Annotated in this window: 12 protein-coding genes; 2 read left to right on the forward strand and 10 right to left on the reverse strand. The window is 32.5% G+C overall.

Annotated features, from left to right (window positions below):
- Window positions 1-29: 29 nt before the first annotated feature.
- The 4 genes from ACYEKI_RS09885 to gcvP form a co-directional block, all read right to left on the reverse strand.
- A complete protein-coding gene (locus ACYEKI_RS09885) occupies window positions 30-881 on the reverse strand; it encodes a glycosyltransferase family 2 protein (RefSeq protein ID WP_459211028.1) in 852 nt (283 codons plus the stop codon).
- A gap of 12 nt (window positions 882-893) precedes the next feature.
- Window positions 894-1421, reverse strand: a complete 528-nt coding sequence (locus ACYEKI_RS09890; RefSeq protein WP_459211029.1) for a methyltransferase domain-containing protein — start codon at window positions 1419-1421, stop codon at window positions 894-896.
- Between the two features lie 46 nt (window positions 1422-1467).
- Window positions 1468-1848 (reverse strand): group III truncated hemoglobin, encoded by a 381-nt coding sequence (locus tag ACYEKI_RS09895; RefSeq protein WP_459211030.1) that lies wholly within the window; start codon window positions 1846-1848, stop codon window positions 1468-1470.
- 70 nt (window positions 1849-1918) lie between these two features.
- A complete protein-coding gene (gcvP, locus tag ACYEKI_RS09900) occupies window positions 1919-4768 on the reverse strand; it encodes an aminomethyl-transferring glycine dehydrogenase (protein WP_459211031.1) in 2850 nt (949 codons plus the stop codon).
- A 141-nt stretch (window positions 4769-4909) separates the two neighbouring features.
- Here gcvP and ACYEKI_RS09905 point away from each other — a divergent pair, with 141 nt between their 5' ends.
- On the forward strand, window positions 4910-5716 hold the full coding sequence (locus ACYEKI_RS09905; protein ID WP_459211032.1) for a UbiA prenyltransferase family protein: 807 nt from the start codon (window positions 4910-4912) through the stop codon (window positions 5714-5716).
- On the opposite strand, the gene ACYEKI_RS09910 is transcribed toward ACYEKI_RS09905, so the two are convergent.
- The 3 genes from ACYEKI_RS09910 to ACYEKI_RS09920 form a co-directional block, all read right to left on the reverse strand.
- Window positions 5709-5960: a hypothetical protein gene (locus tag ACYEKI_RS09910; RefSeq protein WP_459211033.1), complete on the reverse strand. Its 252-nt coding sequence runs from the start codon at window positions 5958-5960 to the stop codon at window positions 5709-5711. The genes ACYEKI_RS09905 and ACYEKI_RS09910 overlap by 8 nt on opposite strands.
- A 398-nt stretch (window positions 5961-6358) precedes the next feature.
- Window positions 6359-6616, reverse strand: a complete 258-nt coding sequence (locus ACYEKI_RS09915) for a hypothetical protein (protein WP_459211034.1) — start codon at window positions 6614-6616, stop codon at window positions 6359-6361.
- 13 nt (window positions 6617-6629) lie between these two features.
- The gene (locus ACYEKI_RS09920; protein WP_459211035.1) at window positions 6630-7184 is read right to left on the reverse strand and encodes a sigma-70 family RNA polymerase sigma factor; all 555 of its coding nucleotides are present in this window, start codon (window positions 7182-7184) and stop codon (window positions 6630-6632) included.
- A gap of 393 nt (window positions 7185-7577) precedes the next feature.
- Here ACYEKI_RS09920 and ACYEKI_RS09925 point away from each other — a divergent pair, with 393 nt between their 5' ends.
- The gene (locus tag ACYEKI_RS09925; RefSeq protein ID WP_459211036.1) at window positions 7578-9995 is read left to right on the forward strand and encodes a M20/M25/M40 family metallo-hydrolase; all 2418 of its coding nucleotides are present in this window, start codon (window positions 7578-7580) and stop codon (window positions 9993-9995) included.
- An 88-nt stretch (window positions 9996-10083) separates the two neighbouring features.
- On the opposite strand, the gene ACYEKI_RS09930 is transcribed toward ACYEKI_RS09925, so the two are convergent.
- The 3 genes from ACYEKI_RS09930 to ACYEKI_RS09940 all read right to left on the reverse strand — a co-directional run bounded on the left by ACYEKI_RS09930 (window position 10084) and on the right by ACYEKI_RS09940 (window position 14193).
- Window positions 10084-12102 (reverse strand): M3 family metallopeptidase, encoded by a 2019-nt coding sequence (locus ACYEKI_RS09930; protein ID WP_459211037.1) that lies wholly within the window; start codon window positions 12100-12102, stop codon window positions 10084-10086.
- A 422-nt stretch (window positions 12103-12524) separates the two neighbouring features.
- Window positions 12525-13010, reverse strand: a complete 486-nt coding sequence (gene purE, locus ACYEKI_RS09935) for a 5-(carboxyamino)imidazole ribonucleotide mutase (RefSeq protein WP_459211038.1) — start codon at window positions 13008-13010, stop codon at window positions 12525-12527.
- A gap of 25 nt (window positions 13011-13035) precedes the next feature.
- Entirely contained in the window at window positions 13036-14193 is a 1158-nt protein-coding gene (locus tag ACYEKI_RS09940) for a 5-(carboxyamino)imidazole ribonucleotide synthase (protein WP_459211039.1), read from the reverse strand.
- Between the last annotated feature and the right edge of the window lie 81 nt (window positions 14194-14274).

The following is a 14274-nucleotide window of genomic DNA, read 5'->3' on the forward strand; positions in this document are numbered from 1 at the left end:
AAGGGGAACCTTCTCTTTTTTTATACTAATTACTTAAAAATTTTTGCTTTGATTTTTGACCATCTTAACTGGCGGATAAAAGCCCCTTCTTCTTTGGAAACTAAAAAGTCTTGATATTTTTTTTTTGCTTTTAAAAAACCAAGAATATAATCAATAATAAGTTTGGGACGCTTTTTTAATAAAGCTAGTTTTACTGAGGCAATAGCAGTAAGAATAAAACCATATCTCATTTTATAAAAAGCTTCTCCTTGTTTGTACTTAGCCTTTGGATTATATGTATTCCCTGTCGGTTTAAGATGTTTTACGTGTAGTGACTCATCTGTAACAATTTGCCAATTGTGATATTGTGCCAATAATTCATCAATAGTATCCCATCCCATTGCACGTTTTAAACCACCGATTTGAACGAAACATTCTTTTCGATAAGCTTTTAATGCGCCTCTAATATGGTCTTTATTAGTTAAGTTTTCTAAAACCCAATCTTGACCTGATGCGATATAACAAAAACCGCCAGCCATACCTACTTTAGAGTTAGTTTTAAATAAAGAAACTATAGTAGCTAGATAATTTTCTGGAAAAATAAGATCAGCATCAAATTTACAGATAAGATCATAATCTTGATCCAAAGAATCATAACCGTGATAAAAAGCGTTAATAACTTTACTACCTGGTAGATGTACAGCAGCAGTTGTGGTATTTATATAAGATATATTAGCATGTTTTGAACTAAATTCTTGTAAAACATCCTCTGTAGTATCTGTTGAATTATCATTGACAACTACTATTTTAGAAGCAGGATAAGATTGTGCAACTAATGAACTTAGGGTTTTCCCAATTAAATGAGCTTCATTATGTGCAGGAATAACAATGTAAATCTTCATAGATAATAAAAATTAAGAAGAAATACGTTCTGCATAGACAATATAATATCTAGGTGTAAATAACCTTAAAAGAGGACGTAAACCTAGTTTTTTTACAGGGTGAGTCCATTGCTCTCGAGCAATAATTTTCCACCCAGCTTTTTCAAGTAACCAATCAAATTGCCAATCTTCAAACTCGTGATAATGACGATCCCATGGATCTGTTTTACTTCGATATGCAGGAGCAAACCATAATTTTAAAGGTACAGAGGCTACTAGTTTGTCTGCTTTAATAGCTTTGAGCGTGTTAAAAGGTGCAATAAGATGTTCAAAAATTTCAAAAGCAGTAACGATTTCTGCATCTGTATTAGATACTGCTGTGATATCTAAATCAAGATCTTCTCCTTGAGTATTTGTAACTGTATATCCTTCTTTTTCCATAAAATCAACAAAAGGATTACGTACACCTAAATCCAAAACTGATGATGGAGCAGGAGCATGTTTACGTAAAAATGACAAGGTATTCTGAAACCTTTTATGAGGAAAAGTGCCTTCGTACATAAATAAAGATCTTTTATTAAGGTGTAAAAATAGCTAATTATGAAGATTAACGAAGTGAAGGGGTATTTATTTTTACACGAATTACTGTCGCAATAGATAAAGCGCGGGTTTTTGCTAAGTCTGCTTTTTCTCCTTTAAAAAGTTCATCCACAGTAGTGTTGAATAAAGATAGCCATCGCTCAAAATGTATAGTTTGTATGACTTTTTGAGAATGGATGTTTTGATGTATTTGTAATACATTTTTTTTATAAGCCCCTGTGTAAAATAATTGTTGTTCCCAGAAATCAGTAATATGAGGTAAATGTGCTTCTAAGTCGATTTGGGCAATTTCTGTAAAGAAAGAACCAATAGAAGGATCATTTAAGGCCTTTTGGTAAAAATTACGAAGTAATAAAGTGATATCTTCTCTAGAATGGATGTCTTTCATTAAAACAAAAATAAATAAAAAAACAGGTAACCTATAGATTACCTGTTTTGATATATAAAATAAAAGATGTTTAAGCTTCTAGATATGCTTCAATAGGAGCGCATGTACAAACTAAGTTACGATCACCATAAGCATCATCAACTCTTCTTACAGTTGGCCAAAATTTATTTTCGGCAATAAATGCTAATGGATAAGCTGCTTGTTCACGACTGTATGGGAAATCCCAAGTGTCTGCAGTTAACATAGCAAGAGTATGAGGAGCATTTTTCATAATATTATTAGGTTCGTCTGCACTAGCCTCTGCTATTTCTTGACGAATAGCAATTAAAGCATCACAAAAACGATCTAACTCAGCTTTACTTTCACTTTCTGTAGGTTCAATCATTATCGTTCCAGCAACAGGGAAAGATACTGTAGGAGCATGGAAACCATAGTCCATTAAACGCTTAGCAATATCAGTAACTTCTATACCATGAGCTTTGAATGGGCGACAATCTACAATCATTTCATGAGCTGCTCTACCACGTTCTCCAGAGTATAATACATCATAATGACCGTTAAGACGCTCCTTGATATAATTTGCATTAAGAATAGCATTTTCTGTAGCAGCTTTTAATCCATCTGCACCAAGCATGGTAATATATCCATAAGAGATAAGACAAGCTAGAGCAGATCCCCATGGAGCTGCAGAAATAGCGGTAATAGCTTGCTCTCCTCCAGTAGGTATAACTGGATTTCCTGGTAAGAAAGGAACTAATTGTTCGGCAACACAGATAGGACCAACTCCAGGACCGCCTCCACCATGTGGAATAGCAAATGTTTTATGTAAGTTTAAGTGACATACGTCTGCACCAATTGCACCAGGATTTGTTAATCCTACTTGTGCATTCATATTTGCTCCATCCATATATACTTGACCTCCATTATCATGGATGATTTGAGTAATCTCTTTAATAGCAGATTCATATACTCCATGAGTAGAAGGATAAGTAACCATTAATGCTGCAAGATTATCTTTGTGCTTAATAGCTTTTTCTCTTAAATCTTCAACATCTATGTTACCTTCTTCTGTAGCTTTGGTAACTACTACTTTCATTCCAGCCATAACAGCCGAAGCAGGATTGGTACCATGAGCAGAAGATGGGATTAAACAAATGTTTCTGTGATGGTCATTACGCGATTCATGATAAGCACGAATAGCCATTAATCCAGCAAACTCTCCTTGAGCACCAGAATTAGGCTGTAATGAAGTGCCTGCAAAACCTGTAATTTCTGTAAGTTGTTCTTCTAATTTTGTTAAGACTTCTTGATATCCTTGTGCTTGATCAATAGGAACAAATGGATGTATATTACCCCATTGAGGATTACTTAACGGAAGCATTTCTGCTGCAGCATTAAGTTTCATAGTACAAGAACCTAGAGGTATCATAGAGTGATTTAATGATAAATCTTTACGTTCTAGTTTTTTGATGTAACGCATCAATTCTGTTTCAGAATGGTATTGATTAAATACTTCATTTGTTAAGAAATCAGAATTACGTTTAACTGTGTCATCAAGAATTGTAGCTTCAATTAAAGTATCAATTGTTTTTGCATCTTGCTGAGTAGCTTCGGCAAAAATAGCCACAATGGTATTTATATCTTCTAATGTTGTTGTTTCATTTACCGAGATGGCTATAGTATCATTATCTGGGTAATAGAAATTAACTTCATTGCGTTCTGCGATAGTTTTGATTACAGTACTGTCTCCTTTTACAGTGATCGTATCAAAATATGAAGTGTTTTGTTGTGTAATACCCATAGAAGTTAAGGCTGTAGCTAAAGTATAAGCTGTAGCATTTACTTTTTGAGCGATATAAGATAATCCTTTAGAACCGTGATATACTGCATACATTCCAGCCATTACAGCAAGTAATACTTGGGCAGTACAAATATTTGAAGTTGCTTTATCTCTTTTTATATGTTGCTCTCTAGTTTGTAGCGCCATACGTAGTGCTCTATCTCCATTAGTATCTTGAGTAACACCAATAATACGACCAGGGATATTACGTTTATAAGCTTCTCTCGTAGCAAAATAAGCTGCATGAGGACCTCCATATCCTAATGGGATTCCAAACCGTTGTGTTGTACCTACAACAACATCTGCATCAAAACTTCCTGGAGCTTTTAACGATACTAAACTTAATATATCGGCAGCAACAGCAACTTTGATTTCATTTTGATGTGCCTGAGCAACAAAATCGGCATAATCAAATACTTGACCTGTTTTACCAGGATACTGTACTATAGCTCCAAAGAAATCAGTAGAAAAATCAAACTGTTGATGATCACCTATTACAAGTTCAATTCCGATAGGAATAGCTCTAGTTTGTAATAGAGAAAGTGTTTGTGGAAGAATTTCTTCTGAAACAAAAAACTTATTGACATTTTCTTTTTTCTGAGCTCTAGATCTCAAAGCAAATAACATTGTCATTGCCTCTGCAGCAGCAGTACTTTCATCTAGTAAAGAAGCATTTGCTAATTCCATACCTGTAAGATCACAGATCATGGTTTGATAGTTTAATAAAGCTTCTAATCTACCTTGAGCAATTTCTGCTTGATAAGGAGTATACGCAGTATACCATCCTGGATTTTCAAGTATGTTACGTTGAATTACAGCTGGTAAATAGGCTTCATGATAACCGAGACCTATATACGATTTGTATACTTTGTTTTTTGATGATAATTTTTGGATATGAGCCAAGTATTCTTGTTCGCTTAAAGCAGGATCAAGTTGTAATGGCTTTTTTAAAAAAATATCATCAGGAATTGTTTCATAAATAAGTTGATCCAAAGAATCAGCTTTTACTGTAGACAACATGCTACTTAAATCCTTGTCTGAAGGACCTATGTGGCGTAGTTTAAAAGAGTCGGTTTTCATGTTATAAAAACAGTTGAGATTTTGGGCAGTAAAAATACATATTAAAATAATACTAATGATACAATAAATTATCAATAAGTGATAAGTTTTTAACCGAAGAAGGGATTTATTAACATAAAATGTATTTTTGTTAATGAAATAATGAAAAAGCTTGTAAATTTTTATATCAATAGTAGCATGCATGTTGCTCTAGCAGTATGTGCTCTAGTAGGCGTAACTAGTTTAGAATTTGAACTTCCTATAGATTTGTTTTTTATAGGTTTTTGTTTTTTTGGGACAATTACAGGATATAATTATGTGAAATATGCGCAGCTAGCAAAATTTAATCACAAAAAGCTAACAGATACATTACGTAGTATCCAAGTATTCTCTTTAAGTAGTTTTATAGCATTAATTTATTTTTTATGGCAACTTCCGTTGAAGTTATGGTGGTATAGCATACCTTTTGGGATACTTACATTTTTATATGCAATGCCCATTTTTCCGAAAGAGAAAAATTTAAGAAGCCAAGCAGGAGTAAAAGTTTTTGTAATTAGTGTAGTATGGGGGGGAGTCACAGTTATTTTACCAATACTAAATGCTAATGCTACGATTGATATGAACGGAGCATTAGAAATGATACAGCGATTTTTGTTTATAGTGGTTCTAATGTTACCTTTTGAGATAAGAGATTTAAAATATGATCCAGATACCTTAGCTACGATTCCGCAACAGATTGGTGTCTTTAGAACCAAAGTGTTTGGTATAATACTATTAATAATATGTATAGGCATAGAAATACTTCAAAATTATACAGAGGATAAGTTTAGTATTTTGAAGTTTTTTGTAGTAGCTTTAATTACAGTGGTATTCTTATGGAAAGCCAAACAAAAACAATCAGAATACTACAGTTCCTTTTGGGTAGAGAGTATTCCGATTATATGGTTTTGTATAGTATATCTTACTTAGATAATTCTTGGCTTAACAAATCTTTCATAGCTTGCTTTTGGTCATCAGCAATACTATGAACTTCTGGTTTGTTAATTAATTTAGTAAGCTTATTATTATTTGCAGAGTATTTTCTACACGCTCTACAATAAATCAAATGAATATTAAGCTTTACTTTTTCCCATAAGGTAGCCTCCTTATATTGATTTTTATCACAATAATGATTCGCCTCATGGCATTCAACGAATATTTTGTTTTTACTCATAACACTTTTATGATTATCGAACTATAATTTAGTGGTAACCCACCTAACAAATGCTTTGGGGTAAAAGCCTTTATTATCTTATTAGACGGAGTTAGGTTTTAAACATTACATGAGAATGTCAAAAAATATTAAAGTTTTTATAAAAACGTATAGTTTGTCATTATAGTATGATTGTTTTTAATGATGTATGTTAATTTTAGATGGACAAGGGTGCTGTGTTCAAGTTGTTGAAAGTAAATTTGTTGTTTGTGTTTTGAGATGAGATTTGATCTAAGGTGGGATACAATTTTTATCTTAAAAAAATATTAAAAATAATATAAAAAAAATCCGTAATCCCCGATGTTTATAAGCGAGTTTACGGATTAAATGATGTATTTTATAGTTATGAGAAACTAAAATTATTGGTGATTAGAAAGTTCTTGCATTAAACGTTCTTTCATAGCTTGTTTGTCTCTTTGGTCTATAGTTTTAACTTCTGGACTTTTCATCAGTTTAGTTAACTTTAGATTGTTTTTAGTATATTTTCTACAAGCACGACAATAAATGAGATGAACATTTAATCTGATTTTTTCCCATAATGTAGCTTCTTTATATTGAGCTTTATCACAAACGTGATTGGCTTCATCACAAGCTAATAATATTTTGCTTTTTCCCATAGTTGTACTTTAATTAAAACCAGCTTTTTTCTAGACAAGCAGCAAGTGCAGTTCTAGCTCTGTGGATGATTACCCATAAATTAGAGGCTGTAATGGAGAATTCATCACAGATAGTTTCTGTGTCAAATCCTTGAATAGTTTTCATTTTAAAGATGGTAGCCTGTTTTTCGGGTAATTTACCTATACAATTATGAATAGCAGTTCCTAATTCTTTATTTTCAATTTCACCTTCTGCATTAGCATCAAATGGATCTGCAACTCGTTCTTCTAACCAATCACCTTCAGAGTCAGAGTCACTATTATAATTAAGGCGTACTTCAGCTTTTCCTTTTTTACTGTTTATTTTACGATAATAATCGATGATCTTTCTTTTTAAGATAGAAATAAGCCAAGTTCGTTCACTGGCTTCTCCCTTAAAATTCTTCATAGACTTAAGACCTGCCAAAAATGTTTCTTGTACCAAATCTTGCGCAATTTCCTTATCATCAACTCTCACTATGGTATAATTGAATAGATAATCACTGTATTTATCTACCCAAGTAGTGGGGTCTATAGTATTTGTCGGCATAGTTGTTATTTATTGTATTTTCAAAAATAAAATAAAATGTTGAATCTAGTTTGTTTGTTCAAAAGGTATGTGGTATTACCTCTTAAAACCTTACATAATAAAATAAAATAGCGTGTTGTTTTTGCTTGAAAGGTACTAAAAAAAAATGAACCGATTTATGAGAGATAAGGTGTTGAGGCTATATACTTGTAATATGTTATTTGAATTAATAAAGAACAAGCTAGCAAAGCTATTATTAATAAAGATCAAAAAATATATTCGTAGATTAAAATAAAAGTTGAATGAATTAAATTATAAAGCAAAGCTTAAACAGTTGTTTTATTGTGGTTATACTGTTTTTATTCTTGTTTGATTTTGTGTAAGTTATAAATCTAACACAAACTCATTTTATCTATGAAAAAAAATAGTCTAATAATAAGCTTTTTCATGTTATGGATAAGCTTATCGATGTATTCGCAAAAAGGAGAGTCAACCTTTTATGCTACAATGGAAACCAAGGATGCTACGGCTTTAAAAAAGAATCATCCTAGTGAAATTGAAATACTAGCATCAAGAGCAGGAACAAGTGCTGTACTTCTTACAGAGAAAGGAGCCGAAGAACTACATCATAAGGTACTGGTGCATGGACCAGGATTTATTTATGAAAGGTCAAAAGAATCAGCTTTACAAACTATAAAAGAACAATTAGTTAAAAGATCAAGAAGTAATAGGATGGCATATACTATTGATCAAGATCAATTAGTTAATCAAAGTTTGAATTTGGTTAATAATATTAATATAGCAAATCAAATACAAGAATTAGAAAACTACGGAACAAGATACCATACTACTAGTAGTGCAACCCAAGCAATAATGGATTTAAAAACTAAATGGGAGGGATTAGCTGCAGGAAGAAGTGATGTGACAGTAAGAATAGTTAATCATACATCTACAAATATGCCATCTGTGGTAATGACGATTACAGGAACAGAATTACCAGATCAGTATGTAATAATAGGTGGACATGCAGATTCTACTGCTAGTGGAAATAATAACAATGCCCCTGGTGCAGATGATAACGCTTCAGGAATATCTACTATTACCGAAGCAGCACGAGTTTTACTTGATATGAACTTTAAACCTAAACGAACGATAGAGTTTATGGCCTATGCAGCAGAAGAAGTAGGATTAAGAGGTTCTAGAGAAATTGCAGAAGATTATAAAAACAGAAATGTAAATGTGATAGGATATGTACAATTTGATATGACAAACTATAAAGGATCTGCTCAAGATGTTTCTATTTCGACTGATACCTATACTAATAATGATTTGAATACTTTTTTAATGCAGTTGATGGATCATTATAATGCAACAGGAACTCATCAAATTACATATGGAACTTCTAGATGTAATTATGGTTGTTCAGACCATTATAGTTGGGCACAACAAGGATATGATGTTTCTTTTCCGTTTGAAGCACATTTTTCAGAACATAATCCACATATTCATACTTCTAATGATACTTTTGATAGATCACCTACACCTAATGCTACTCATGCGATGAAGTTTACCAAGCTAGCACTAGAATTTTTAATAGAAGTAGCAAAAGGGACTACAGGAACGATTCCAACATGTGGAACGCCAACAGGATTAATAGAAAATGCAGTAACAGCAACTACAGCAAGTATTTCATGGAGTACAGTAAATAATGTTCAAGGATATGAAGTGCAATATAAAGAAGCAAGTGCTAATTCTTGGACAACAATAACTGTTTCAACAACAAATGCAACAGTGTCAAATCTTAATAGTGGTACAACCTATACAATAAGAGTAAGAGCAAATTGTCAGGGTTCAAATTCTAGTTATACAGCAATCAATATAACTACACAAAGTACAGTTCCTGCATGTGATAGTACTAGTTTACCATATAATCAAGGGTTTGAAAACGGAATAGAGGTGTGGACTCAAAATAGTGATGATGATAATGATTGGGATGTGAATAGTAATGGAACACCTTCTACAGGAACAGGACCTTCTAGTGCTGCCGAAGGGAGTAACTATATTTATATAGAAGCATCGGGTAATGGATCTGGATATCCTAATCGAAGAGCAATTTTAACCTCACCATGTTTTGAATTAGTGAATATGACTTCTCCTGTATTTGAATATCAATACCATATGCAAGGAAATGCAGTGGGGAACATGGATGTAGAATTAAGCGAAGATGGGGGATCTAATTGGACTACGATAGCCACTAAGAGCGGAAGTCAAGGAGCTAGTTGGTTAACAGAAACGATAGATTTATCTTCATATTTAAATAAAGAAATTCGAGTTAGATTTAATGTTCTTACAGGATCAAGTTGGCAAGGTGATATAGCTATAGATGCTATTAGTATTAAAGAAAATATAGGGAGTACAGATATTTGTGAAGGTGTAGCCGCATACAATTCTTCAACTAATTATCAAGTAGGAGACCGTGTAACTTATTTTGGTAATTTATATGAGAGAACAAGTTCTGGATGGACCTTAATTGGAGCATGTGAGAATACTGCAAAACAAGATATTGTTGCTCAGGGATTAAGAGAAGATAGCGAGGTGTTAAAATTCTATCCTAATCCTATTGAAGAAGGATCAGTTACAATAACGGTATCTAATGGTTTATGGAAAAAAGGAACAATACATATTGTAAATCTTAAAGGAGATATTATTAAAGAAGAAGTCTTAAATGAGCAAGTGACTAAGATTGACGTATCAAATATGTCAACAGGAATTTATTTTATTAGCCTAACTCAAGGTGTAAAAACGTATTATAAACGTTTAATAAAAAAGTAAACGAATTCATGGCCACTAAACCTGAATAACCGAAAAGCTGTTATTGCATATGCAATAACAGCTTTTTATATAGCGTAATAGCTTAATGTTATAATAATCCAGCACGTTTTAATAAAGCATCTGGTTGAGGTTCTTTTCCTCTAAAACGCTTATAAAGTGTCATTGGGTTTTCTGTACCTCCTTTAGATAAAATATGTTCTTTAAATTTTGAAGAAATATCTTTATTAAAAATACCATGTTCTTTAAAATGAGCAAAAGCATCTGCGTCTAAAACTTCGGCCCATTTATAAGAATAATATCCAGAAGAATAACCTCCCTGAAAGATATGAGAAAAAGCAGTACTCATACAATTCTCTGCTATATTTGGAAATAAAGAAGTATTCTTGAATGCTTCAACTTCAAAAGCTTTAACATCTGTAATATTAGATGGGTCTTGACTGTGCCAAGCCATGTCTAATAAACCAAAGCTTAATTGCCTTAAAGTAGCCATTCCTTCTAAGAAAGAAGCAGAAGCTTTGATCTTTTCAATTAACTCAATAGGAATTACTTCTCCTGTTTCATAATGCTTAGCAAATAATTCAAGAGCTTCTTTTTCGTAGCACCAATTTTCTAAAACTTGACTAGGTAGTTCTACAAAATCCCAATAAACACTAGTACCAGATAAACTAGGATACGTAGTGTTGGCAAGCATACCGTGTAAGGCATGTCCAAATTCATGAAATAAAGTAGTAACTTCATTAAAAGTTAATAATGAAGGTTTACTAGGTGTAGGTTTAGTAAAGTTACAAACAATAGAAATGTGTGGCCTTTGATCTTCACCATTAACACGCATTTGAGACTTGTAAGAAGTCATCCAAGCACCATTGCGCTTTCCTGATCTAGGATGGAAGTCGGCATAAAGGTAAGAGATAAACTGTCCTTGATTATCCATCACTTTATATGTTTTTACTTCATTGTGATAGACATCAATAGTAGTAACTTCTTCAAATTGAAGATCGAATAATTTTCCTGCAATAGTGAAAACACCATCAATTACATTTTCTAGTTTAAAATAAGGCTTTAATTGCTCATCATTTAAGTCAAATAATTGTTGTTTTAACTTTTCAGAATAATAAGCTTTGTCCCATGATTCAAGTCTATCGATATTGTCAAGTTCTTTGGCAAAATTTTGTAATCGATCAAATTCTTTTTGAGCAGCAGGTTTAGCTTTTGCCAAAATGTCATTTAAAAAAGTAAAAACTTTTTCAGGTTTTTCTGCCATACGTTGCTCTAATACGTAATAAGCATGAGAATCATAACCTAATAGTTGCGCACGTTGATGTCTTAATTTAACGATAGATAATACATTTTTTTGATTATCTAAATCATCATTATGAAATCCTTTTGAAGCAAATGCAAGAGCCATTTTTTTACGTAAAGCTCTATTTTTTACATAAGTCATAAAAGGAATATAACTAGGATAGTCTAGTGTAAATAACCATCCTTCTTTTTCTTTGGCTATAGCCAAAGCTTTGGCAGCTTCTTTCGCCCCTTCAGGTAAGCCATCGAGATCATTTTCGTCTGTGATGAATAACTCAAACTTATTGGTCTCTGCTAAAACATTTTCTCCAAAAGATAAACTTAATGTAGCTAATTCTTTATCAATAGCTCTTAATTGTTGTTTTTTCTCTTCAGGGAGAGTAGCTCCATTACGAGCAAATGATTTATAACTTTTATCTAATAAAGTAGTCTGTTCTGGAGTAAGATCTAAGGATGCTTTGTTATTATAAACAACTTCAATACGTTTAAATAAATCAATATTTAAAGCAATATCATTACCATATTCAGACAATAGAGGGAAAATTTCTTGAGCAGTTTTTTGTATTTGCTCATTAGTTTCGGCGCTATTTAAGTTTGAAAAAGTACTGGAAACACGGCTTAATAAATAGCCACTATAATCCAATGCTTCTATAGTATTTTCAAAAGTAGGAGCTGCGGTATTTGTAACAATAGTATTAATTTCTTTTTTAGCTTCGGCTATAGCATTTTTTATAGCAGGTAAAAAATGATCTGGTTGTATTGTAGCAAATGGAGCAGTGTCAAAAACTTGTAATAAAGGATTACTCATAAACTAATTTTTTATCTAAATCAAATATAGATAAAGCCATGGATTTATTCTGTTTTTTAAAAGAAAACCTTAGGTAAAAATGTTAAGGTATGGTTAAATGGTTGTGAGATTGGCTAAAAGGTTTTTATACTTGATGTTAACCCGTAAGAATGTTAAAAATGTGCTTTTTGTCGATATTAAGTGTTTTTTATCGAAAAAGCTGTTTCTTTTTTTAGTAATTTTGCGATGCTAAGATGTAAGATGTATACCTTCGACTCAGGTTTTAAGAGTAGTGGTCTTACTTTAAAATTTTGTGTAATATATTTAAATTGGTTAATAAATAATATTATATTTTTAGTAAGACCTAAATATTGTAAAAGAGTCGCTATTATTAGCGACTCTTTTTATTTTATAATGAGAATAATATCTCTTTAAATATTATTTTATTGAGTAATCGATTTTGCTCCTTCAATTACTTTATTTTTTAAACCTTCTTTATAAGTAGATATTTTATTTAGAATACCCATATTTGAAGCACCAATGATTTGGGCAGCAAGAATACCTGCGTTAAGTGCACCATCAAGAGCAACAGTAGCTACAGGTACTCCTCCAGGCATTTGTAGGATTGATAGTACAGAATCCCAACCATCAATAGAATTTCTTGACTTTACAGGAACACCTATAACAGGCAAAGGAGATAAAGAGGCTACCATTCCAGGTAAGTGCGCAGCACCACCAGCTCCGGCTATGATAACATTGATTCCTCTAGTATGGGCATTTTTTGCAAAATCAAATAGTTTTTCAGGAGTACGATGAGCAGAAACAATGTCTACGTCAACTTCGATGTCGAATTCCTTTAAAACATCAATAGCTTGTTGCATAACAGGAAGATCACTTGTACTTCCCATAATAACGGCTACTTTGTTCATAAGATATAAATTTTGATATGTTGTGTTATATACTAATTACTTTAATTGTATTTTTTACATTTTGGGCTATGACTCTAGCTTGACTTAAGTCTTCGTGAATAATGGTTACATGTCCCATTTTTCTGAAAGGACGAGTTTGTTTTTTTCCATAAATATGAGGTGTGACGCCATCCATTTCCATAATGGTTTCTATGTTTTGATATGCTACATTACCAGTATAGCCTTCTTCACCTACTAGATTTACCATAATCCCTCCAACTTTGTTTGCGGTTTTTCCGAGTGGGAGATTTAAAACAGCACGGAGATGTTGTTCAAATTGATTAGTGTAACTAGCTTCTATGCTGTAATGACCACTATTATGTGGGCGAGGAGCAACCTCATTAACAAGAATTGTATCTTCGTGAGTAAGAAACATCTCTACAGCAAGAATACCTACATGTTCAAAAGCATTTGAAACTTGATGAGCAAGTTGTCTAGCTTTATCCGCAATATTTTCAGGAATACGAGCAGGACAAATTACATATTCTACCTGATTAGCTTCAGGATGAAATTCCATTTCAACTACAGGATATGTTTTTACTTCTCCACTAGGATTACGAGCAACAATTACAGCCAATTCTTTCTTAAAAGGAATCATATCTTCTGCAATACAAGGAGTGTCTGGTAATTGTTCTATATCATTTATAGAGCGTATTATTGCAACACCATTACCATCGTATCCACCTTGAGTGCTTTTCCATACAAAAGGCAATTGAACAGCCTGCTCTGTAACAGCCTGTAATAGCTCTTCTTTTGAATTATATGCCGTGAAATTTGCTGTCGGAATATTTTTTTCTTTGTAAAAAAGTTTTTGAGTGCCCTTGTTTTGAATACGCTTTAAAGTAGTTGCATTTGGGTATACTTTAACGCCTTCTTTTTCTAATTGTATAAGTGCATCGGTATTAATAACCTCTATTTCGAGAGTGAGAATATCTACTTTTTTTCCAAAATTATAGACAGTATCAAAATCGGTTAGATCCCCTTGCTCAAAATAATCACAAGCAATTTTACAAGGAGCATCTGGATTGGGGTCTAAAACATGAGTTTGAATGTCATACTTTCGAGTTTCATAAAGGAGCATTTTGCCTAATTGTCCGCCTCCTAAAATTCCAAGTTTGAAGTTGGACGAGAAATAAGTAATCATTTGTTTTGTTGTGCTAAAGTGGTTTATGATTGCAAAAATAATTTTTTAAACGCTAATAGCCTTATAAAAGCACTTTAGATT

It is taken from the genome of Aquimarina rhabdastrellae, from assembly GCA_947387485.1.
Lineage (GTDB): Bacteria > Bacteroidota > Bacteroidia > Flavobacteriales > Flavobacteriaceae > Aquimarina.

Bases quoted from the DNA above. Each gene is read 5' to 3' on its own strand.
- ACYEKI_RS09895 (WP_459211030.1), bottom strand. From the start codon at position 1,848: ATGAAAGACATCCATTCTAGAGAAGATATCACTTTATTACTTCGTAAT.
- gcvP (WP_459211031.1), bottom strand. From the start codon at position 4,768: ATGAAAACCGACTCTTTTAAACTACGCCACATAGGTCCTTCAGACAAG.
- ACYEKI_RS09905 (WP_459211032.1), top strand. From the start codon at position 4,910: ATGAAAAAGCTTGTAAATTTTTATATCAATAGTAGCATGCATGTTGCT.
- ACYEKI_RS09885 (WP_459211028.1), bottom strand. From the start codon at position 881: ATGAAGATTTACATTGTTATTCCTGCACATAATGAAGCTCATTTAATT.
- purE (WP_459211038.1), bottom strand. From the start codon at position 13,010: ATGAACAAAGTAGCCGTTATTATGGGAAGTACAAGTGATCTTCCTGTT.
- ACYEKI_RS09925 (WP_459211036.1), top strand. From the start codon at position 7,578: ATGAAAAAAAATAGTCTAATAATAAGCTTTTTCATGTTATGGATAAGC.
- ACYEKI_RS09910 (WP_459211033.1), bottom strand. From the start codon at position 5,960: ATGAGTAAAAACAAAATATTCGTTGAATGCCATGAGGCGAATCATTAT.
- ACYEKI_RS09940 (WP_459211039.1), bottom strand. From the start codon at position 14,193: ATGATTACTTATTTCTCGTCCAACTTCAAACTTGGAATTTTAGGAGGC.
- ACYEKI_RS09890 (WP_459211029.1), bottom strand. From the start codon at position 1,421: ATGTACGAAGGCACTTTTCCTCATAAAAGGTTTCAGAATACCTTGTCA.
- ACYEKI_RS09920 (WP_459211035.1), bottom strand. From the start codon at position 7,184: ATGCCGACAAATACTATAGACCCCACTACTTGGGTAGATAAATACAGT.
- ACYEKI_RS09915 (WP_459211034.1), bottom strand. From the start codon at position 6,616: ATGGGAAAAAGCAAAATATTATTAGCTTGTGATGAAGCCAATCACGTT.
- ACYEKI_RS09930 (WP_459211037.1), bottom strand. From the start codon at position 12,102: ATGAGTAATCCTTTATTACAAGTTTTTGACACTGCTCCATTTGCTACA.